Genomic DNA, 23,181 nt, shown 5'->3' on the forward strand with positions numbered 1-23,181 from the left:
TAACTTATTCAGGAGTTTTATAGGTATATTTAAATATTGTTCCTTTTGCCCCTTAAGAACAAGACTAATACTATATTTTAACAGATTTTTATTCTAGTGCCAATTGGTTTAAACAAAAATAGGAGCCTCCTTAAGATTTAAGGAGGCTAAAAAACTTAATTATTATTTTTCTAATTTAGCTGCACGGCGAGTTTCCATTACAGTTTTATAAGTTAAGTTCTTAATTTCTTCGCGTTTAGGTGCTGGGAAGATGAAAGAAGCAATCACACCTGAGATAACACCACATGCAATGATTACTAGAGCTACTAAGAACGGACTAATGTTCGCTTTGTAGTCTAAGCCTAGTGGGTTTGCAATGTAGAAAGATACAGCGATTGCTACTAGTAAGCACACATAACCTGCAGCTTTACCAGCACGATCCCAGAATAGAGCTAATAAGAAGATAGCTGCTAAAGGACCACCAAAGAGACCAGTTAAACCAGCAAATAGTTTGAATGCGTCACCTTGACCTTCTACGATTAAGTAGTAAGCTAATGCAGTACCTAATAGACCAGAGATAGCTGAAGCAGCCATACCTACTCTAACTTTTAGTTTTTCATTTTTAGATTTAGGTAAGATAATATCGTTTGCCACACATGTCGCTAGTGAGTTAATAGATGAAGACACTGTTGATTGTGTTGCAGCTAAGATACCAACTACCACTAAACCTGAAAGACCAACTGGGATATATTTGAAGATGAAGTAAGGAACGATAGCGTTACCTGAAACATCAGCTGGTAATTCATTACCTGAGTAGTTGAAGAAGATGATTAAAGCCGCACCCATTAGAGTGAACATTACTACAGAGATGAATAGTAATGGTACGTTGAAGAGAACTGCTTTTTTCGCTTCTTTTTCAGATGGAGTAATAGAGTAACGTTGGATTACGTCTTGAGAACCGATATATGAATATACAGAACTGAAGATACCGTGACCAATTACTAATGCCCACATAGAGTCGCTAGCTAAAGCGAATCTGAAGTTTTCTGCACTATATGCTTTACCTTGATCTTGAAGTGCTTGCCATAAACCTTGTTCAGGAATATATTGGAAAGCTACACCTACTACAATAAGCATACCAACGATTAAGATAATCGCCTGTACCGCATCAAGCCATGCAACCCCTTCGATACCTGAAGTTGTGGTATACACTACGCACACAAGAGCTGTTGCAATTGTTAGAGTAATGATTGAAGCACCAGGGAAAATGATCATTAATGCGATCGCTGGTAAGTAGAGTACAAGACCTGTACGTGCAAGGTGGAATAAAGAGAATGACACTGCACCTACATATCTAAAGAAAGGTGATTTAAAACGTCTTTCTAAATATTCATAACCTGTAATAGCATCAACGCTTCTAAATACTGGAATAATGTAACGTACAACCCAGAATGCTAATGGAATTGTACCTAATGAAGCTGTACCAATAACGAGACCGTTTTTGAAAATAGACGCTGGTAAGGCAATATACGAGATTGAAGATAACATGGTTGAGTAAATGGATAAACCAGATACCCAAGCAGGAATCTTAGCTCCACCTAAGAAGTAGTCTTTAGAGGTTTCTTTTTTTCCTGAGAATAAAAAGCCAAATCCTAACATCCCTATTAAGTAGAGTCCGACAATCGCCCAGTTAATCCAGCTCCATGAAGTTGCTGCTGTTTCCATACGTTAATCCTAACTTTAAGTGGTATCTAGTTGGGTAACTAGATAGTGGGGATTTCTTTTATCAAAGAAGATAAAAGGATTTAGATATTTTAGCTACTTGAAGTAACTAATTTTTTTTCAGCTTAGTTCGGCAGATCCGCTTTTAAGCTTGCAAAAATCTCTTTAGCACGTTCTTTTTGTGCTTCAGTAAGTTGAGACATAGGTGGTCTTACTGCTAGAGCAGCGTCCACGCCACCTAAACGTAAACTTTCTTTCAGTGTTTGGTAGAGACCATTTTCTAATACTTGGTCAATAAAGTTGTTTAGTTTAGCTTGAGCGTCACGAGCACCGTCTAAGTCACCAGCTTGTGCTTTAGCAAATACTTGTTTTGCTAATGGAGCGTCAACGTTATAAGTAGAACCAATAGCACCGTCAACTTTGTAGATAACTGCTGGAAGTAGTAGTTCATCGAAGCCAAAGAAGATTAATTTATCTGGGAATGCTCCTCTTAATCTTTCGAGTAAGTAGAAGTCTGCAGCTGTGAACTTAACGCCAATAATACGAGGAATATTAAATAATTCTTCAAATTGTTTGAGAGATAAGTTAACCCCAGTTAAAAGAGGAATTGAGTAGATGATTAAATCTAACTCAGCTGCTTCAACGATGCGACGATAGTACTCTTTTATCTCCGCAAAGCTAAATTTGTAGTAGAAAGGAGTAACTGCAGAAACAGCAGCATAAGCTCCTAATTCTTTAACATATCGTGCAAGTTCTAGAGATTCGAGTAGGTTAATGCCCCCTACTTGAGCAATTAAAGGTACTTCACCTTTAGCTTCATCAGCAACTATCTCAAAAATACGTTTTTTAGTTTCGGTGTCAATTAAGAAGTTCTCACCAGTAGAACCACCAACATATAGACCATCAATTTTGTTAACGTCGATGTTGTAACGTACTATTGCACGAGTACCTGCTTCATCTAATGAACCGTCTGTATTGTAAGATACTAATAAAGCACTAATAATACCGCCTAATTTACTCATTTTGAATTTCTCCCTGTGAAATATTCGGACATTAGACAAAGGGTTCGGAATCTTTTGTCTAACTTTGAGTCGAGTTTAAGTTTTAGAGGAAATATTAAGAATAAAATACCAGAGAATATATAAATATATAATTGGCATTTTTCTCTTTTGTTTATATTTATATAATATCCAAAATAAAAATCTTTGGGAGAATTTATCTCAAAAAGTTGTCACGCGTCACACTTTTTTGATTTTTCTTTTTTGCTGTTTTTTGGTCAAAAAAACAAAGATTTTTTTATCTTTTTTGCGGTAAAAGGCAAAACTAAAGCTTAAAAGAGATCAAGTTCTTGATTATTAAGAAAATAAAAGGTAAATTTTAGAGGGGTTTGGGCGTTAATTTGTTAAGAAAAGTTTTTTCCTTTAATAAAAAATGATCGAAAACGATCAAAATAATTCCTTAAAAACAGAGGGGGTATTTTGCTTTAAAAAAGCAATTTTTGCCTAATTTAGGTTAAATTTAGGAATTATTACTTAAAAAAAGCTTCCATTTTAAACGGAAGCTTTTTTTCTGGGTTAAATAATTTAAATAATTAACCTGAGATATCAATTAAGAATTATAACCTTTTAAGCCACGGTTAAAGTAGTACTGTGCCGCACCAACTAAAACTGAGTCTTGACCATGAGCTGCACGATGTAATTTAGCATGGTACTGCTCTGGCATAGAGTTCAGCATTTCTTGTACTTGGTCAATAAAGTTAGTGTGATATGCCACTGAACCGCCTAGGAAAAATTCTTGAATATCATAACTAATTACAATATTAGCAATCATTTGAGTAATAGCTTCGGCAGCTGCTTTAACTATAGCATCACAACGTGGATCACCTTCAGCTTGACCATTAAATACTTCGGCTGTAGTTAAAGGTCTTTCCCAATCTTTAGTAGCTGCAGCAATTGCACGACCTGAAGCTAAGTCTTCAACTTTGGCATAGTTACCCCAAATTTGAGCAACTGGAGATGGAGTTTTAATTAGCATGTGACCTATGTGGCCAGCACGACCATCTTCACCGATAAGAATATCGTCATTTAAGATAAATCCCCCACCTACACCTGTTGAAACTGTAACAAAGCACATGTTTGCTAATTGTGCCGTGCAGTATTCAGCGTAAGTTGCTGCTTGAGCATCATTTAAAGCAATGACAGGTTTATTGCCTGAAATGCGTTTAAAGAGATCAATAAAAGGTAAGCCATCTAATTGACCAATTGAAGTTTTAGTTAAGCAAGTATAAATCCCTTTATTGATAATCCCTGCTGTACCTATAGTAATTGCATCGTATTCGTTAGAGTCATAGTTACTTAAGATATCAGTGAAAAATTGCTCAAAAATCTCTGGTGTATGGTCGTTACGTGATTTAAACTGTAGACGCTTAGTGATTTGGAGATTGTTATCAATAATCGCTGTCGCAACTTTTGTTCCACCAATATCAATTGATAATACTTTCATGACGCTTTCCTTAATTGAAGTAAAAGGTTTGGTCCTTTTACAAGGTTTAAAATTAGTTTTCCTTCTAAAAACTTGATACAATCGTGTGAAATTTTTTTCGTGCGTGCAAAATATCACAGATATCATTATAACACTATTAAGCTATTCTTGATACTTAAATATTAGACCCCAAGCAATTTTTTTATTTATAAGTATTATTTAATTAACCGCTGAAGCGAGAAAAATTCTCTTTGAGTTAATATTTGTTTTAATTAATCTCCCCATAAAGTACTAATATATTAAATGACTTTAATTTATTTTTCTGGAGGACAACTGTATTTTTTAATATCGATATTAAGCTTTTGATATTTAAGAAAAAGAGTGGGGTAAAGAAAACGAATAGGCATATTTTATCTCCACTTAAGTTAAATATTTAGAGAAAATGATTTATAAGTAACTGTGAAACTCACGTGTGTTTTTGTTAAAATATAGTCTAAGGAAAAGATCAAAATATAAGAATAATTTGCTTAAGCTCATCCATTTATAAAAAATTTATCGTCTAAACATAGACTACCGCTTATTCGGAGTTAAGTCATTTTACGAACAAACTCAAACTTATACCTTATAGCAAAACTTCTCGTAAAATGACTTCCCCGATTGAAGACTTTTTCCTTTTTTAAATCTAAGTTCATAATGCTTAGGATATTTTTTAGGTTTATGCAGCTATTTATTAAATCTATAAATTAAGCATGTGATAACGTCATTTACACGGGATTAATAGCATCTTTAGCTAATAGCTGTTGCTAGATGCTGTCATAATCTCTTAATTTAGTGGACTATTATGATTCCTGCTGCAAGACAAAAAAGGATTTTAGAATTAATCAATAACCAGCAGATTATGAGCATTGCCCAACTTGTTGAAGAGATTGGTGTTTCGCATATGACGATTCGTCGTGATATCAAAGCTCTAGAAGCCATGGGACAAGTTGTTCCTGTGTCTGGTGGGGTGCAATTAATCGAAAGAGTTATTGAAGAACCGACTCATGATGACAAGTCATTTTTAAATCAAGAACAAAAAGCGGCAATTGGTTTAAAAGCAGCCGAGTATGTTCCTTCTCGTGGTACAGTGTTTTTAGATTCTGGAACAACTACCCGTGAAATTGCTCGTCATATTAAAAACAATGAAGACCTTTTAGTTGTGACAAATGACTTTGAGATTGCCCGTTGGTTAATGCGTCATGGACGTTGTAAATTAATGCATACTGGCGGAACAGTAAACAAAGATAGCTACTCTGCTGTTGGGGAGTTAGCTGCACGTTTTATTAAAAATATTTCTATTGATGTTGCCTTTGTTTCTACTTCAGCATGGTCTTCTGAAGGCATTACAACTCCTGATGAAAGTAAAATCATCGTAAAAAATGCCATTATTAAATCAGCTCGTTCAAAAATTCTTGTTGTAGATTCATCGAAGTACGGTAAAATAGCGACTTTTAATGTTTCGGATTTATCTGTATTTAATTTAATTATCAGTGATAAAAATTTACAGAAAAAATCTCAAGATATGATTGATAAACGAGGCATTTCTATTTCACTAGTTTAAGAAAAAGCTCAGTCAAAATCGACTGAGCTTTTTTTGTGTGTTATTTTTTTGTTTTTTGAGCTAGTTCTTTAAATGGAACAAAGTTTTTCTTGCTATGTTCTATGGCTTGATTAATTTTATTATCAAAGCTTAGACGTTTACGTCCAAGGAATTTTCTTAGACCTCGTAAACGATAAACTGTAGAGCAGAGGAAAAATGGTGAAACATTCCATGGGCGACTAAATAAGCCGATTGATTTTGAAACGTCTTCAATAGTTACATTATCAAGATATTTATCATATCTACCAATGTCAATTAAGCCTGGAGTGTAACCGTAGTGATCGTAATAGTTAATCATCATTTGAGTGTAGTAGGCTACATCTTTACCAACTATTTGTTCTACAGATTGCTCTTTATAGAATCTATAAAGATCTTGATGATCTACTAGGTAGCTGTCCCATTGTTTTGCAGGTCTTAGAGTTAAAAAGTGGATTACTGAAGGATACATAGGAGCTTCAACTTTACCTTGAGCTAAAGCTTTATCATAGTTTTTCCACCCCGCAACTTCTAGTACATAGCGAGTTTCATTCAGAAGAAAAGCAAAGAAATTGTACTTATTTGAAATTATAGTTTTATCGTGGAAATGAACTATGTTTAAAAAGGTTTGATCAAGCCCTGAGAATCTCCCTTCGTTAAATACCTCAGCACAATAGTACTGCCAAAGGCTTTTATCCTTATCTGGACTTATACGTATTTTATCTATGTCGATTAGCATTACCCCTGCATTAAAGAATACACTCCCTTTTTCGCCAAAAGGCAAAGTATAAAACTTACTAGGGAATTTCTCTACTTTATAGGGACTATTACGATGGAATTTATGGAAATAATCTAATATATCTGCACAAACGGCAATAGACTTACCTTGGAAAATATTTTCATCAGTAAAGAGTTCGTCTAGTGGACCAGTTACAAGAGTATCTATATCTATATATAAAACACGACCATTATACGGTAAAGTCGGTAGAGCTAAACGTAATAATACCGCCTCTTTAGCTACATCAGGAACCACTCCCCAGTCAATAAATAATTGCGGATCAATATAGTGGAAATCCAATTGTACATTAGGATAATCTTTAAACGTCTCTTTTACTTCTAAAATAGCAGGATCATTAGGATCTTTTATATTATGACCGATAATAAAAGTCATCGAATGACGATGAAAGGCTACAAAACTTTTAATTAATACAATTAAATGAGGAAAGTAGTTAGCCGTTCCAGTAACATAAATTTGGTATGGTTTAGTCATAATTGTACCGCTAGATATTATATTTGGATATTTAAAATAACAGAAAGTAAGTCTTATAATTCAGTCTTTAAGACATAGGTTTGGTTAATTATTTAAATAAGCTATAAAATACTACTGAGGTAAAGCTGAATTTTTCTAAATTTTTAAAGAAAGAAACATATATTTTTCAAATAATTTTCTAATTAAGCAACCTAAGAAAATACCTTGAGGAGGCATATCTTAGTTCGAACATTCATAATTTATTTTTTTACAATGAAAAAATCTCGAGACAAGAAAAACATTTGTTATTGCTAACTCAAAAAATTAGAATGACTTTTACATATGCATAACTTCTGTATAATCTACAGGCTTTTTCTGTATTATTTCTTTGTTCTCTTAGCCAGATCTTTAAATGGAACAAAAACTTTATTACTATGTTTTATTGCCCCTTTAATATTGCCTCGGTGATTTAATCTATAACGATTTAAAAGTTTTCTTAGCCCTCTTAATTTATAGATGGTTGTTGATAATAAAAGAGGAGAAAAACTCCATGGCTTACTAAATAAACCTACAGCTTTAGATACTTGTTCAACACTGTAATTGTATAGATATTTATCATATTTACCAAAATCTATTAAACCAGGGGTGTAACCATAGTGATCATAATAATTGATCATCATCTGGAAGTAGTAGTCAACATCCTCGTCTATAATTTGCTCTACACTTTGCTCTTTATAGAAGTTGTATAAGTCTTGATGGTCAATTAAATAACTATCCCATTGTTTTTTAGGGCTTAGAGTTAGAAAGTGAATTACTGAAGGATACATAGGTGCTTCAACTTTACCTTCAGCTAAAGATTGTGGATAGTTTTTCCAACCTGCTATATCTAATACATGACGAGTTTCGTTTAATAAGAAAACAAAAAAGTTATATTTATTAGAAATAATTGTCTTATCGTAAAAGTGAACTATATTTAAAAAGGTTTGGTCGAGTCCTGCAAATCTTCCTTCGTTAAATATCTCTGCACAATGATATTGCCAAAGATTTTTATCCTTATCAGGGCTTATACGTATTTTCTCTAAGTCAATTAACATTACTCCTGCATTGAAGAATACATTTCCTTTTTCACCAAAAGGTAAAGTATAGAACTTGCTTGGGAATTTTTCTTGTCTGTAAAACCCTTTAGGACTGAACTTATCAAAGTAATCTGTTAGATCCGCACAAACGGCAATAGACTTACCTTGGAAAATATTTTCATCAGTAAAGAGTTCGTCTAGTGGACCTGTTACAAGAGTATCTATATCTATATATAAAACACGACCATTATATGGTAAAGTCGGTAGAGCTAAACGTAATAATACCGCCTCTTTAGCTACATCAGGAACCACTCCCCAATCAATAAATAATTGCGGATCTATATAGTGGAAATCCAATTGTACATTAGGATAATCTTTAAACGTCTCTTTTACTTCTAAAATAGCAGGATCATTAGGGTCTTTTATATTATGACCTATAATAAAAGTCATCGAATGACGATGAAAGGCTACAAAACTTTTAATTAATACAATTAAATGAGGAAAGTAGTTAGCTGTTCCTGTAACATAAATTTGGTATGGTTTAGTCATAAGAGATATATTTTTTGTTACTCTACTATACTTTATATACAATTATTTATTAATAAAGCTAAGAGTAAAATTACTTGCAATAAGGATTAGATAAGAGATAGTTTACGTAAAATTTGACGAACTTTATAACCAAAAGTATTTTGATTATTTAGTTTTACAATGTTTTCAATTTTCCAACGGGCACCAACATAGCGAACTTTAAATAAATCAGGTCTTTTCCAATAGCAGTAAATGTAAATGCCTTGATCATCGTCAATAACATTTTTTGCTAAGATTTCGTCTATTGTTGGATATAGATAAGCATTAAATTCTTGCCAAGCTTTTTTATTTCCCGCAATAACTCCGCCACATATGTAAACAATATTTTCGTACATAAAACGAAAAACTTGTTCTTCGGTATTAAACGGAGGGATATATTTTGCTCTAACAATGTTAAAGAAATTAATTTTATCTGGGGTAAAGTCGTACTTCCAGTTAGTTAATCCAGCAAAAAACTTTCCATCTCGATCTATACCAAAATCGACCCAAGCTATTTGTTCATGTTCAGTCAGATTGTTTTCAATAGCATAATTAACAAAGAAAGTTTTAGCAAAGTTAACTACATTATATTCTGCATGAAAATATTCAATATTACCATTTTCAATAAGTTCAGGTAAAACCTTTGCACGATAATCTGGATTAAAAAGAACTTCCTTTACTCTTTTAATTAAATCCGCTTTTTCTTTAATTAAGTCATAAACGATAACTGTAGTCTTACGGTTTTCACGTAGTTTAAGTACTCGTTCTTTATGTTCTTCATTAGCAACAAAAACGACCATGTCGTTTTCCATTTTAGCAAGATTTGCAAAAGTGTTGAAGTAATCATCTGCACTTCGTTTAAAGCCTTTCCACTCTCCACGACCTAAATCATAAAAAGCAGTAACCATTGAGATATTTGTATCTAACTTATTCAAAGTAGTATCCTTCGATTTAATATAAAAACTCTAACTATTTTATATGCTTTAATATTATATAGTAAGTAATTAATATGGAATGTATAAATTAAAAACGTAGGCTTTGGTAAAACCTACGTTTTTAACTTAACCTTTAATTTTTTGCCAAAATTGAAAAACCTTAGCTCTTAATGTTTGATCATTATAGTTGTTTACAATATTTTGGATTCTCCATCTTTTACCTACATAGTTAATTTTGAATAACTCAGGTTTTTTATGGACACAATACATGTAAACACCTTGATCATCATCGATAATATTTCTTGCTAAAAGCTCATCAATGATTGGGTAAAGAAGTTGGTTAAACTCTTGCCACGCTTTACGGTTTCCAACAATAATACAACCGACAATATAAACTATATTCTCATACATAAAGCGGAAGATTTGTTCTTCGGTATTAAAAGGAGGAATACGTTTGGCTTTTATTACGTTGAAGAAATTGATTTTATCTGGGGTAAAAGCAAATCTCCATTCGCTAATGTTTTTACAGAATTTTTTGTTACGATGATAACCAAAGTCTACCCAAGCTACTTGTTCATGTGAAACTAAGTTATTTTCAATAGCGTGGTTAATGAATAGAGTTTTAGCAAAATTTACTACATCGTATTCTGCATTGAAGTACTCAATATTGCCATTTTCTAATAGTTCAGGTTTAACTTTAGATTTATATTCAGGATTTTCTAGTACTGCTTTTACTCTTTGTACTAAATCCGCTTGCTCTTTAAATAAGTCATAAATAACCACTTCTGTTTTACGATTACCACGTAAAGCTAGAACTCGTTCTTTATGTTCTTCTGAAGCAACGTATACTACCATCTCATTTTCTAATTGTGCTAAACGAGCAAAATTATTAAAGTAGTAGTCAACGCTTCTTTCAAATCCTTTCCAGTTAGCACGCCCTAGATCATAAAAGGCTGTGACTATTGAGATGCTGTTATCTAAATTTGCCAAAGTAATATCCTTAGTTTGTTTGGTTTTTAGAGAAGTTTACCTTTTTTCTCGTAGATTTCTTTTGCGTAGCTTTCGTCTTTATGAGTTTTTATAATAGCCTTTTTAAAACGATACTTCTCAAAAAAGAGCGGGATTTTTGCATATGAGTAATTAATGAGAATCTGGTTTATTTGCCAAGGTTCACGTTTTTCTTTCCAAAGCTTTCTAAACGATTTTCTCGTAAGTTGTAACGCAGGTGTATTATTTAACTCTTCTAAGCAAGGTTCATATTCGTAATACTGATAATATTTACTTAACAGATCAGTATAAATAGTTGTACTATTTTCCACTATTTGGGTAATACTTTGTTGTTTAAAGTAATTATATAAATCTGTCCACTCTGGAGCTAAACTATCCCATTGTTTACGTTTTTCTAAAAAGTGGAGAATCTTAGGTCTTACTTTTTTAACCTTATCAGCAGGTGGTTCTACTTTATCCCAGCCATAGTAATTTAAGTAAAATCTTTGACTAATTAAGTAGCGCATTGGATAGTTATAAACTGAAGATATTTCAGTCTTATCATTTAAATGAATAAGATTTAAAAAGTCTTGGTCAGGCATAAGAGTCTTACGATCAAGATATTTACCTAAATTTTCAGTCCACACATCTTGTCCAGGATTTTTAGCTTTGGATCTTAACTTATCTAAATCACACAACAATACTCCAGAATTAAAGTATAGATTATTATAACCAAAGTTACATTCTAAAACTTCTGGAATGAAACATTTCTCTCTAAAGAATTTTTTCCGATTTAAAACTTGGCGAATATTACATAAATCAGGTACAACCCCAAGAGAATTACCTTGTAGAACCTCAGCGTTAAATAATTCTTCAATATTGTCGACAATCATTACATCTACATCTAGATATAAAACTATACCTTGGTAAGGTAAAGTTGGAAGAAGTAGACGGTAGTTAGCTACATTGTTAGCATCCTGTTCACGTACGCCTAGTTTGAGAAAATCTTGTGGGCTTACGTAATGAAAATTAATCTCTAAATTTGGGTAAGCTTTAAAGTTATTAATAAAATCTTGAGCTATTTTAGAGTTTTCTACATCAGCTATATTATGGAGAATAATAGCTCTAGCTGGTTCACGATTAAAAGCAATATAAGTTTTTAAAAGTGTTTCAAGGTGTGGTAGGAAAGCTTCATTAGTATTAAAAGCTAACTGATTAACCTTTGCTGTGTTTTGCATATTAGTAATAAAAAGTTAAGTCAAATCTTATATAAAAATGCTATTGGTAGTATTCACTTTCAATGCTATTGGTAATATTCACTTTCAATGCTATTGGTAGTATTCACTTTCAAAACGTATTACGTCGTCATCGCCAAGGTAGCTTCCTGACTGCACTTCAATAAATTCTAAAGGGATTTTACCTACATTTTCAATAGAGTGTTTTTTACCAACAGGTATGTAGAAAGGTTGGTTTTCTGTAACTAAAAACTCTTGCCCTTCTAAAATAATTCTTGCTGTCCCCGAAACTATAATCCAGTGTTCAGCGTGATGATGGTGTAATTGCGTAGCTACTTTTTTTCCAGGGAGTACCGAAATACGTTTAACCTTATATCTTTCTCCCTGATCAATTAAGAGCATACTTCCCCAAGGACGAAACACATGAGGATGGCTACTGCAAGTAGAATGATTTTGCTCTTTGAGTTGAGCAAATATTTGTTTTGCTTCTTGACTACGTCCTTTATTAGCAATAAAAAGAGCGTCACGAGTTTGGACAATAATTAAATTATCCACGCCAATAGTCGAAATTAATGAGCTCTCGCTTTTAATGAAGTTGTTATGGCTATCTAAACCAAGATATTCCCCTTGAATTACATTTCCTTGCTTGTCTTTAGGTAAAATTTCCCAAAGAGCTTCCCAAGAGCCTATATCATTCCAGGTTAGGTTTAAGGGAAATACTACCGCTTGAGAAGTATTTTCCATAATTGCATAATCTATGGAAATATCTGGGCAACTTAGATAATCATGTTTGGCAATTCTCTTAAAATCCAGATCTATTTGAGCTTTTTGATAAGCCTCGAAGCAGATGTTATATACCGTTTGACATTGCTTTTTTAAAGTCTCAAGATAAGTTTTTGCTTTAAACATAAATATCCCACTATTCCAGAGATATTTATCTTGAGCAATGAATTCTTGAGCTTGTTCTTTATTTGGTTTTTCTTTAAAAGACTGTACTTGAAAGCAATTTGCAGTAATACTTGCCCCTTGTTCAATATAGCCATAGCCAGTTTCAGCTTGAGTTGCTTTGATACCAAAGGTCACAAGCTTATCTTTTTGAGCTTGTGCTAAAGCTAAAGGTAAAGCTTCAGTAAACACTTGCGTCTCAAAAAGAACGTGATCAGCTGGAAGCACTAAAATTATTGCCTCAGGATCTTTACTAAGAGCTTCTAAAGCTCCAAGGGCTATGGCAGGAGCAGTATTACGTCCTACAGGTTCAAGAATAATGTTATGATTAAGTTGATCTAATTGCCGTAATTGTTCGGCTGCAATAAATCTGTGTTCTTCATTGCACACTACTATAGGTGCGTGTTTTGGTACTTGCTCTAGACGCAACAAGGTTTGTTGCATCATAGATTTATCACCTAAAAAAGTTTGGAACTGTTTAGGATAAGAAGTACGAGATACTGGCCAGAGACGCGTACCTGTACCTCCAGCTAAAATCACAGGAAAGATTTTATGTTCCATATTTACATACGTTTGTTATCTTGCTGTAAAAACCATTAATAAGTGGTTTGCAAGCCTGTTCAAGTTCGATACTTGCTTGCCAATCTAAATCTTTAAGGCCACAGACAGATAGTGCCATTTTATAGGACTGTTTTTTTTGTTTGTATCGATTTATTATTCGATTAGTTACATACGTTTGTTATCTTGCTGTAAAAACCATTGATAAGTGGTTTGCAAGCCTTGTTCAAGTTCGATACTTGCCTGCCAACCTAAAGCTTTAAGGCGACTGACATCGAGAAGTTTTTTAGGGGTACCGTCAGGTTTACTTGTATCCCAAATAATTTTCCCTTGATAGCCAACTACTTTGGCAACTAACTCAGTTAACTCTTTAATTGAAAGGTCAACTCCCGTACCCACATTAATATGACTTAACATAGGTTGGGTATGCTGTGCATACTCTTCTGGACTAAGGTTCATAACAAAGATAGCGGCAGCAGCCATATCGTCTACATGAAGAAATTCTCTGAGAGGCGAACCTGTCCCCCAAGCAATAACTTCAGGAGCTTGATTTACCTTAGCTTCATGAAAGCGACGTAATAAAGCGGGAATTACATGGCTATTTTCAGGATGAAAGTTGTCATAAGGACCATAGAGATTAGTTGGCATTACACTACGATAATCACGACCATACTGACGATTATAGCTTTCACAGAGTTTTATACCCGCAATCTTGGCAAGAGCATAGGGTTCGTTAGTTGGCTCTAAACTGCCTTGGAGTAATTGCTCTTCACGCATAGGTTGTTGAGCAAATTTAGGATAGATACAGCTCGAACCTAAAAACATTAGCTTATTTACCCCATGGGTGTGAGTAGCGTGAATCACGTTAGCTTCAATCATGAGGTTTTGATAGATAAAGTCAGCTGGGAAAGTGTTATTAGCATAAATGCCTCCCACTTTAGCTGCAGCTAAATAAACTTGGTCAATTTTATGAGCTGCAAAAAAAGCATTAACCTGAGCTTGATTGGTCAAATCAAGTTCAGCATGGCTGGCTGTTATTAAGTTTACCTCAGGATTTAAAGCAAGTTGACGACAAAGGGCTCGTCCTACCATGCCATTATGCCCAGCAACATAAATATTTAGTGTCATAATTTAGCTTACTCCCCTTGCTCGTGAGCGGCTAAAAGCAGCTCTTTTTGTGCTTTTTTGAGATCTGCTTGGATCATTTGGGCACAAAGTTGCTCGAGAGTAATTTCTGGTTCCCAACCTAGTTTTTCTTTAGCTCGACTCGGATCACCAAGAAGAGTTTCTACCTCAGCAGGACGGAAGAATTCTGGATTAACCTTAATAATTACATCTCCTACTTTTAAGGCAGGTGCTTTATCGCCTTGGATTTTATCCACTATGCCAATTTCATGCACACCTTCATTTTCAAAGCGCAGACTTATGCCCAGCTCTTTGGCAGCCAAGGCAAGAAAGTCACGTACGGTAACTTGCTTACCTGTAGCTATAACAAAATCTTCTGGTTGTTCTTGTTGGAGCATTAACCACTGCATACGCACATAGTCTTTGGCATGTCCCCAATCACGTAAGGCATTGAGATTTCCCAGTTGCAGTTCTTTTTGTAAGCCTAGAGCTATGCGAGCAAGACCGAGAGTTATTTTACGCGTGACAAAGGTTTCTCCACGTCTAGGAGACTCATGGTTAAAGAGAATACCATTGCACGCATAAATGCCGTAAGCTTCACGGTAGTTAACCGTAATCCAATAGGCATAAAGTTTTGCTACTGCATAAGGGGAACGAGGATAAAAAGGAGTGCTTTCTTTTTGTGGTACTTCTTGCACTAAACCATAGAGTTCAGAAGTACTTGCTTGATAGATTCGGGTTTTTGAAGCTAGCCCTAAAATACGCACAGCTTCAAGAATACGTAGAGTACCTAAAGCATCTACATCAGCAGTATATTCAGGCGAAGTAAAACTTACAGCTACATGACTTTGAGCCCCTAGATTGTAGATTTCATCGGGTTGAATTTGCCCTATGAGGCTAATTAAGTTGGCTGAGTCGGTTAAGTCACCATAGTGTAAATGTAAATTTGAGGCATGCTCAAGATGATCTAAGCGGACAGTATTTGGGGTAGAACTGCGACGGATTAGACCATGTACTTCATATCCTTTTTCAAGTAAAAACTCGGCAAGATAAGAGCCATCTTGACCTGTTATACCAGTGATAAATGCTTTTTTCATAGAAATATTCTTTTTTAATTACTTTGTAGAGTAATTGTAAAACTTTAGGTTATTTAAATAATTTATGGCTAATATTCAGGTGGATTATAAATAAGCTTCTATAAGTACAATTTATTTGCATAACTTATAAGTTTTACTTATACCACTGATAAATGATTTTTCTATAAAGGTCTTCTTTTTTATTAATTTTATAGAATCATTGTAAAGCACTAGCCCTATTTAATTAACCTAAGGATATTATATCCTAAATAGCAAATATTGACCATAAAAAAGGGATGGCATTATGCCATCCTTTTAACTATTTGAGATTGCTTGTTCTTTGAAATCTCGTGTGTATAGTTTATGGTATTCTCCATGCGGGTTTTGGATAAGTTCAGCATGAGTACCTTGCTCAACAATTTGTCCACCAAGAATTACACAGATTTGATCTGATTTTTCAATTGTAGATAAACGGTGAGCGATAGTTAACACAGTTCTACCTTTTTGTAGTTCTTCAAGCGATTGTTGGATAAAGTATTCTGACTCATTATCAAGAGCAGATGTTGCTTCATCAAGAACTAAAATAGGTTTATTGCGTAGTAAAGCACGAGCTATAGCAATTCTTTGTCTTTGTCCCCCTGACAGACGCGAACCAGAAGAACCTATACGCGTTTGTAATCCTTGTGGGAACTCTGAAGTAAAGTTAGTCACATATGCTAGCTCAGCTGCACGTTGCACTTGTTCAGGAGTGTACTTATCTACATCACAGTAGACAATATTATTGTAAATAGTGTCATCAAATAAGTGCACGTTCTGAGAAACTACACCAATATTATTTCTTAAAGCTTCAAGTTTAATATCTCTTATATCGTGTCCGTCAATAGTAATTTTACCTTTATCAACGTCATAAGTACGACTTAAGAGGCTAACTATAGTTGACTTACCGCCTCCTGACTTACCAACAAAAGCATAGGTTTTTCCTGCTTCAATTTTTAGGTTAAAGTCTTCGAGAATTGGCTCGTCTTTACGAGTTGGATATGCAAAAGAGATATTCTCGTAGTTAATATCTTTACTAAAGTCTACTTGTTCTGCAGTTAAAGTTCCTTTATCCTCTTCGGTATCTAAAGATAAAAGACCCATAATTGATTTACCTGCGGTTAATGATTGCACAAATCCTGTATAAACATTAGTAAGGTTACGCACAGGTTTTAGTAAACCAAACATTGCCGAGAAGATTACAATAAAATCACCTGGAGTAATTGGTGGTAAATCTAAATCTGTAGCATAAGCAGCTAAAACAATAACTAAAACTAAAAGTAGAGAAGCGACAAATTGTACAATAGTGTGACCAAGGTTGGTAATAGCTACCCCTTTTTGGCTACGTTTACGAATTTGTTCAATTTGTTCATAAAAGCGCTTATGCTCAAATTCTTGGGCATTGTAAAGATTCACTACAGCATGACCATGAATCATTTCATTAAGAAGTTTAGTTTGGATTTCACTAGACTTCATTTGCCCTTGGGTAATTCTTTTTACTGAAGCTGAAACTAGTTTTAGTACTAGATAAACTACAGGAATCATTAAAAAGATCACCGAAGATAATACCCAGTTGGTATAAAACATTACCACTAAAAATGATATTACTGTTGAGCCATCACGGCTTATAGTTAGTAAGGAGTTACTAATAGCTCCTAACATGGTACTAACTTCGTATTGGATTTTAGAAATAATGCGACCATTTCCGTGAATATCAAAAAATGCTTGAGGCATGCGCGAAATATGGGCAAAAACCTTTTCTGAAAGGCTAACTGAAAGCTTTTCTTGAGCCCAAGCAAAAAGATATTGCGAAACAAATTGCATTACTGCTCGGATAGACATAAAGATAATTAGAATATACGCAAATGCAAGTAATACCGAGCTATTTAAAATACCAGTACCATTATCAACAATGGTTTTAATAGATGAAATTAGGTAGGCATCAATACCCGAACCTATAAAAATACAGATAATCCCAACAAACAGTGCCCATTGAAATGGAATAACATATCTCCAGTAGAGGCGAAATGCATACCAGTTAGAACATTCTAATACTGGATTGGGGTTGGTAGGATCTACATTATTTAAGAAATCACGAGGTGAAATCTTCTTTTTAGAAAATAATTTACTCATAAAATATCTTAAAGTAAGAGGTATATCTTTGTAGAAAATACAGCTTACTTTTATATCAGAGGGGATCTATCCCCACGGTAAACTTTAATGAAACTTATAATTTGACGCCTTATTATATCAAATAAAGCAATTAGAAAAATAATAAGATTGTTTTGATTTGTTTATTATATAGGATTTAAAGAAGTTGAAAAGAAGTTAGACTTTTAAATAATCGAAGCGAGGAATATATTAGTTAGCTTGTTAGCATAATATATAATAATGAGGAATCAGTATAAATTTCTTTATGTGATTAGCCTGATTAAGCTAATATAAAACGGTATGGCGTACATGTGCTTTAATAAATTTTCATCTTAACCGTCTAGGTCACGTATATAAAATAAAAGGTGCTATTGAGCATAGTAAGAATAACTTTATTTCCTTTAAATAATTAGCAGAAATGAAAAAATAAGACTATATAAAGGCTTATTGATATAATGCAAGAAAATTCCATTTTTATCAAAGGAGAATACTTTGTCGAAGCAAGATACAAACATTTCTATTGTAACCGCTTTTTATGATTTAGGTCGTGCAAATTAGCAAGCGTCTAAACGTAGTGCACAAGACTATTTTAATTACTTTGCTAATTTAGCGAAGTTAGAAAATGACATGGTTGTTTTTGTTGCTAACCAAGAAGATAAAGAACATGTACTTAAGCTTCGCGGAGAGCGTAAAACTACAGTTATTATCTACGATTTATTAAAAGAAAAAGCTGAGTTATTAGAAAGAGTTACAAAGGTACTTTTTGATCCTGAGTATAGAAGTAAAGTTTCTCCTGAACTTCTCGAAAATGGTAACATTGAATACTTTAAACCTGAATACAATGTAGTTAACTTTGCAAAAACCTTTTTTGTAAATTATGCTATTGACCATAATTTAGTAGAGCATGAACAAGTAGCATGGGTAGATTTTGGTTATCACCGTGGAGAAAAGTTCTTTAAAGGATTAACACGTTGGGAATTTGATTTTACCCCAAATAAAATCAACTTTTTTAACGTAATGAAGAAAAAGCGTATTCCGCCATTTAATACCGAAGAACAAGTTTTTCGTTATATGTACGAAAACCATGTTTATATCGTAGGTTGTATTTTTGCAGGTGATCATAAAGCTTGGCGTGAATTTAATACTTTATTAAACCAATCAATTGAAGAGTTGCTCTCAAAAAATATTATTGATGATGATCAGGGCGTGTATATGTACTGTATGTTAAAACGTCCAGAGTTATTCAAAGTACGTTATGTAGGTGTAACTTGGAAAGTAGATAATATTGCTAATCTTTATAACCAAAACTCACGTGGCTTTAAAATTAGAAAAGCTCTTAGAGCACTAATCGGTAAGTAACTTAAATAATTTATCGTTGATTTTATACAACTAAAAAAGAAGAATGGAATTTCCCTATTCTTCTTTTTTTGTATTTATCCATTCTACTTTTTTTGTCTTTATCTTTGCCAGTAAATAACTAATAATTAATAATACCCCTAAAACCCTTATTTTTACTCAGGGATCATTTAGTCATACCTAAATAATATGCCTAACTACAGGGAGTTAGCCTAACATAAAAGATGAGTGGAAAAAAATTTTGCGTAAAAGATTATTTTATTCTGACGTAATCAGCTTTTATATGTATAATAAGCTTAACAATCTTACAAGTATGCAACTCTTATTTTATAAAATTAAATTCTAAATTATTGATTTTTATGTTTAAAACTCATAAAATTTATCATAATATAGCTTTTAATTTTATTTTATAAGTTATGTATATCCCCAGTAATAATCTGTAATTTATCGAAATTATAAAGTTACAGTTAAGTTTAGATTCTATAATCTCCCCACTCTCTACTTGGTCTTGAATCCTAGAGCTTGGCGAGCAGAATAGATCTACTAATTTAATGTTTGGCTTTACTTAAAGTTAAAAATAATGCGAACTTTGTTACATGGGGGCTGTTAAAAAAATGGACTTTGCTTTTATGTAGCTAGCTCAAATTATCTTTTTACTTTAGGTAAAATTTAACTTCAAAAGGTAATTATGAGCATCGTTATGAGTATTGTAGGCATTATTGTCCTACTAGCAATTGGTTTCTTGTTCTCGAAGCATAAAAAACAAATTAGATTACGTACAGTAGGTTTAGCACTGGTAATCCAATTCTTATTTGGTGGCTTCGTTCTTTATGTACCAATTGGTCAAGAGATTTTATTCGCTGTATCAAATGGTTTCGTTAAATTATTAGGATATGTAAGTGAAGGGGTTAACTTCCTTTTAGGTTTCTGGTTAACAGACGCAAGCAACGTAGGCTTTGTGTTCGCGTTTAAAGCTTTACCTGTTATTATCTACTTAGCGTCTTTAATTTCAGTTTTATACTACTTAGGTGTAATGAAAATCATCATCCGTGGTATCGGTGGTGCTTTAAAAGCTATTCTAGGTACTTCTGAAACTGAATCATTATCTGCAGCTGCTAACATTTTCGTTGGTCAAACAGAAGCTCCATTAACAGTTAAACCATATATTGCAAAAATGACTGAATCAGAATTATTTGCAGTAATGGTGGGTGGTCTTGCTTCAGTTGCAGGTTCTGTATTAGCAGGTTATATCGGTATGGGTATCCCTGCACCTTACCTAATTGCGGCATCATTCATGTCTGCTCCAGGTGGTTTACTATTTGCTAAGTTATTAATCCCTGAAACAGAAAAATCTGTAACTTTTGTTAAAGATGGGGAAGTTGATAAAGATGACGCTCCAGCTAACGTATTAGAAGCTGCTGCACGCGGTGCTTCTGATGGTATGTTTTTAGTACTTAACGTAGCTGCAATGCTTTTAGCATTCTTATCAATCATCGGTTTAATTAACGGTATCTTAGGTTGGTTCGGTAGCCTATTTGGTTTTGATGGCCTAAGCTTAACATGGTTAGTTTCTATTCCATTCCGTTACTTAGCATTCTTAATCGGTGTTCCATGGCAAGATTCTACTCTAGCTGGTGGTATTATCGGTATTAAATTAATTACTAACGAGTTCGTAGGTTATTTAGAATTATCTAAATACGTAGTAAAAGGTGAAAATGGTGTATTTGCTGCTTGGGAAGGTATCCAACCAATCACAGGTACAATTCTTTCATTCGCACTTTGTGGTTTTGCGAACTTATCATCTATTGCTATCTTAATCGGTGGTTTAGGTGTAATGGCTCCTAACCGTCGTGCAGACGTAGCACGTTTAGGTTTATACGCAGTATTAGGTGGTACTTTATCTAACCTAATGTCAGCTACAATCGCTGGTTTCTTCTTCAGCATTGGTGGTGGCGTAGCTTAATCTTAAAAAAAATAGGCTCCTTGTGAGCCTATTTTTTTGTGCCTAAATTAAGCTAAAACACTTACTCTTTGGTCAACAAAAATGCAAGATTGTTTTAAAATGATCATTTTGATGCAAAAAAATGTGATTTACCTCACGCTTTGGCAATAAAGTTTAGGGGTTGGGGTGAGAATAAGTATAATAAATGGAACTATAAGTGTTGACCTTATAGGATATGAATAGGTCTAGCTTATTCGCTCTTTTACTCTTTTAATTAGGACGAGCTATGTTTCCCTTAATGAACCTAGTGGGAATTGCAGTTTTAATTTTTATTGCTTTCCTCTTTTCTAAACATCGTAAAGCTATTCGCTGGCGTACAGTTCTTTTAGCCTTAGCTATTCAATGGGCATTTGGGGGCTTTGTTCTATATGTGCCCCTAGGACAAAAGATCCTAGAAGCTGTATCTGAGGGCTTTGTTCGCTTAATTAGCTATGCCAAAGCTGGATCAGAGTTTCTTTTTGGCAGTTTAATCAATCAAGAGAAGTTTGATTATGTTTTTGCTCTTGATGTCTTTCCGACCATTATTTATTTATCTGCGTTAATTGGCGTTCTTTATTATCTGGGCATAATGGGGATTCTGATTAAGGCTATAGGTGGCTTTTTACGTTGGATTCTTGGTACAACACGTACTGAGTCTTTAGCAACTGCCTCAGCAATTTTTATCGGTAACCCTGAGTTAACCGTACGACCTTATTTAAGTAAAATGACCACTTCAGAGTTATTTGTAGTTATGGTGGCTGCCATGGCAAGTATTTCTGGAGAAGTGATTGGGGGATATGTCGGCTTAGGCATACCTGCAAATTATATTATTGCTGCTTCGTGCATGTCGGCACCTGGGGCAATACTTTTTGCTAAGCTCTTAATTCCTGAGACCCAACAAAGTGAAGATGATGAGGATGTAAAACTCGAATATAAACGTCCTTCCAATGTTTTAGAAGCAGCTGCTAATGGAGCCTCAGACGGCTTATTTATTTCCTTAAATGTGGCAGCTATGCTAATTGCCTTTTTATCAATTATAGCCCTTATTAATGGTATTCTTTCTTGGGCAGGTTCGTTTGTAGGTTTAGATAACTTGAGCTTACAATGGATGTTAGCTAAGGTATTAAAATACCTCATGTTCTTACTAGGTGTTCCATGGCAAGATACTGAAGTAGCAGCTCAACTTTTAGGTTTAAAAACCATTACCAATGAGTTTGTTGGTTACTTTGAGTTTAGTAAGTATATTTTACGTGATGCCAATGGAGTATTTGAAGGTTTTAAAGATTTAGATTTTAAAACTGGAGTAATGATTTCCTTTGGTTTATGTGGCTATGCTAATATAGGTTCAATAGCCGTATTCTTAGGTAGTATTAGTTATCTGGCACCAAGTCGTAAACATGACCTAGCTCGCTTTGGTGTTTATGCTCTTTTAGCTTCAAGTTTAGCTAACTTAAACTCGGCAGCTATTGCAGGCTTTTTTGTAAGCCTCTAATAAAAAGTCCCTTAAGGCAGCAAGCCTTAAGGGATTTTTTTTATTCTTTATCTTCGTCTAAAGCTACAGCTTCACGTTGATCAAATAAGTGACCTTGAGTTAAGTGAACTGGTTCAACAAGTTCATCATTACCTACATTGAATGCCTTACCAAAACCTTTTACATATAGACCATCTTGCGGTTCAAGACGGAAAAGGTTAAAGTCTTTCATAGTAGAAAGTTCACTAACAATTTCACCAAAGCGTTGTCCGAGGGCTTTAACCCCTTGCGTAAACTCAGGTGTATCTGCATCCACAGGAGTTACCTTAGCGTGGAAAGATAAACGTTGACGAGCGTAAATATTACGCGCTTTATCTTCGTCTTCAATTAGTAAAATATGAGCTTTACCTGTTTGACGAAGGTTTTCTGCGTGTTTTGCTACATCAGAAATGAGAATATAGTAGTAGCCATCGTGAATGGCAAAAGGAGAATAAGAGGCATTAGGTACCCCTTGATTATCATAACTGGAAATAATTGCAGTTTTTACTGAAGCTTTTAAAGCCGCTATTTCCGGATTTAAGCGTTCAGTTAAACGACGTGATTTTTCTTGCGGATCTAGTGACATATTTATTTTCT

Annotated in this window: 16 protein-coding genes and 1 pseudogene; 4 read left to right on the forward strand and 13 right to left on the reverse strand. The window is 34.0% G+C overall.

What is annotated here, in order from left to right; genetic code table 11:
- Window positions 1-162: 162 nt before the first annotated feature.
- The 3 genes from CJP74_RS00445 to CJP74_RS00455 all read right to left on the reverse strand — a co-directional run bounded on the left by CJP74_RS00445 (window position 163) and on the right by CJP74_RS00455 (window position 4,203).
- Complete coding sequence (locus tag CJP74_RS00445) at window positions 163-1,704, reverse strand: sodium:solute symporter family transporter (RefSeq protein ID WP_119496308.1); 1,542 nt, start codon at window positions 1,702-1,704, stop codon at window positions 163-165.
- 122 nt (window positions 1,705-1,826) lie between these two features.
- Window positions 1,827-2,723 (reverse strand): N-acetylneuraminate lyase, encoded by an 897-nt coding sequence (locus CJP74_RS00450; protein ID WP_119496309.1) that lies wholly within the window; start codon window positions 2,721-2,723, stop codon window positions 1,827-1,829.
- A 586-nt stretch (window positions 2,724-3,309) separates the two neighbouring features.
- Window positions 3,310-4,203: an ROK family protein gene (locus tag CJP74_RS00455; protein WP_222986793.1), complete on the reverse strand. Its 894-nt coding sequence runs from the start codon at window positions 4,201-4,203 to the stop codon at window positions 3,310-3,312.
- Between the two features lie 820 nt (window positions 4,204-5,023).
- Between CJP74_RS00455 and CJP74_RS00460 the strand changes: the two genes are divergently transcribed.
- The gene (locus tag CJP74_RS00460) at window positions 5,024-5,782 is read left to right on the forward strand and encodes a DeoR/GlpR family DNA-binding transcription regulator (protein ID WP_119496311.1); all 759 of its coding nucleotides are present in this window, start codon (window positions 5,024-5,026) and stop codon (window positions 5,780-5,782) included.
- Window positions 5,783-5,822: 40 nt separating this feature from the next.
- On the opposite strand, the gene CJP74_RS00465 is transcribed toward CJP74_RS00460, so the two are convergent.
- The 9 genes from CJP74_RS00465 to CJP74_RS00505 form a co-directional block, all read right to left on the reverse strand.
- Entirely contained in the window at window positions 5,823-7,067 is a 1,245-nt protein-coding gene (locus CJP74_RS00465; protein WP_119496312.1) for a glycosyltransferase family 8 protein, read from the reverse strand.
- 359 nt (window positions 7,068-7,426) lie between these two features.
- Entirely contained in the window at window positions 7,427-8,671 is a 1,245-nt protein-coding gene (locus CJP74_RS00470) for a glycosyltransferase family 8 protein (protein ID WP_119496313.1), read from the reverse strand.
- A gap of 86 nt (window positions 8,672-8,757) precedes the next feature.
- Window positions 8,758-9,624 (reverse strand): WlaTC/HtrL family glycosyltransferase, encoded by an 867-nt coding sequence (locus CJP74_RS00475; protein ID WP_147397031.1) that lies wholly within the window; start codon window positions 9,622-9,624, stop codon window positions 8,758-8,760.
- A gap of 126 nt (window positions 9,625-9,750) precedes the next feature.
- A complete protein-coding gene (locus tag CJP74_RS00480) occupies window positions 9,751-10,614 on the reverse strand; it encodes a WlaTC/HtrL family glycosyltransferase (RefSeq protein WP_222986794.1) in 864 nt (287 codons plus the stop codon).
- Between the two features lie 26 nt (window positions 10,615-10,640).
- Window positions 10,641-11,849: a glycosyltransferase family 8 protein gene (locus tag CJP74_RS00485; protein WP_119496316.1), complete on the reverse strand. Its 1,209-nt coding sequence runs from the start codon at window positions 11,847-11,849 to the stop codon at window positions 10,641-10,643.
- A 90-nt stretch (window positions 11,850-11,939) separates the two neighbouring features.
- The gene (locus CJP74_RS00490) at window positions 11,940-13,352 is read right to left on the reverse strand and encodes a mannose-1-phosphate guanylyltransferase/mannose-6-phosphate isomerase (RefSeq protein ID WP_119496317.1); all 1,413 of its coding nucleotides are present in this window, start codon (window positions 13,350-13,352) and stop codon (window positions 11,940-11,942) included.
- A gap of 165 nt (window positions 13,353-13,517) precedes the next feature.
- On the reverse strand, window positions 13,518-14,477 hold the full coding sequence (fcl, locus tag CJP74_RS00495; protein ID WP_119496318.1) for a GDP-L-fucose synthase: 960 nt from the start codon (window positions 14,475-14,477) through the stop codon (window positions 13,518-13,520).
- An 8-nt stretch (window positions 14,478-14,485) separates the two neighbouring features.
- Window positions 14,486-15,571: a GDP-mannose 4,6-dehydratase gene (gene gmd / locus CJP74_RS00500; RefSeq protein WP_119496319.1), complete on the reverse strand. Its 1,086-nt coding sequence runs from the start codon at window positions 15,569-15,571 to the stop codon at window positions 14,486-14,488.
- A 294-nt stretch (window positions 15,572-15,865) separates the two neighbouring features.
- Window positions 15,866-17,719, reverse strand: a complete 1,854-nt coding sequence (locus CJP74_RS00505; protein WP_119496320.1) for an ABC transporter transmembrane domain-containing protein — start codon at window positions 17,717-17,719, stop codon at window positions 15,866-15,868.
- Window positions 17,720-18,310: 591 nt separating this feature from the next.
- Here CJP74_RS00505 and CJP74_RS00510 point away from each other — a divergent pair.
- From CJP74_RS00510 to CJP74_RS00520, 3 genes and pseudogenes are all read left to right on the forward strand, one after another.
- Window positions 18,311-19,096: pseudogene (locus CJP74_RS00510) on the forward strand (WlaTC/HtrL family glycosyltransferase); the annotation flags it as partial.
- 685 nt (window positions 19,097-19,781) lie between these two features.
- Window positions 19,782-21,056, forward strand: a complete 1,275-nt coding sequence (locus CJP74_RS00515) for a NupC/NupG family nucleoside CNT transporter (RefSeq protein WP_119496322.1) — start codon at window positions 19,782-19,784, stop codon at window positions 21,054-21,056.
- Window positions 21,057-21,321: 265 nt separating this feature from the next.
- Window positions 21,322-22,566: a NupC/NupG family nucleoside CNT transporter gene (locus CJP74_RS00520; RefSeq protein WP_119496323.1), complete on the forward strand. Its 1,245-nt coding sequence runs from the start codon at window positions 21,322-21,324 to the stop codon at window positions 22,564-22,566.
- Between the two features lie 40 nt (window positions 22,567-22,606).
- Here CJP74_RS00520 and CJP74_RS00525 read toward each other — a convergent pair whose 3' ends face one another.
- A complete protein-coding gene (locus CJP74_RS00525) occupies window positions 22,607-23,170 on the reverse strand; it encodes a pyridoxamine 5'-phosphate oxidase family protein (protein WP_119496324.1) in 564 nt (187 codons plus the stop codon).
- Between the last annotated feature and the right edge of the window lie 11 nt (window positions 23,171-23,181).

The sequence above is a fragment of the Psittacicella melopsittaci genome (genome assembly GCF_003585925.1).
GTDB classification, from domain to species: domain Bacteria; phylum Pseudomonadota; class Gammaproteobacteria; order Enterobacterales; family Psittacicellaceae; genus Psittacicella; species Psittacicella melopsittaci.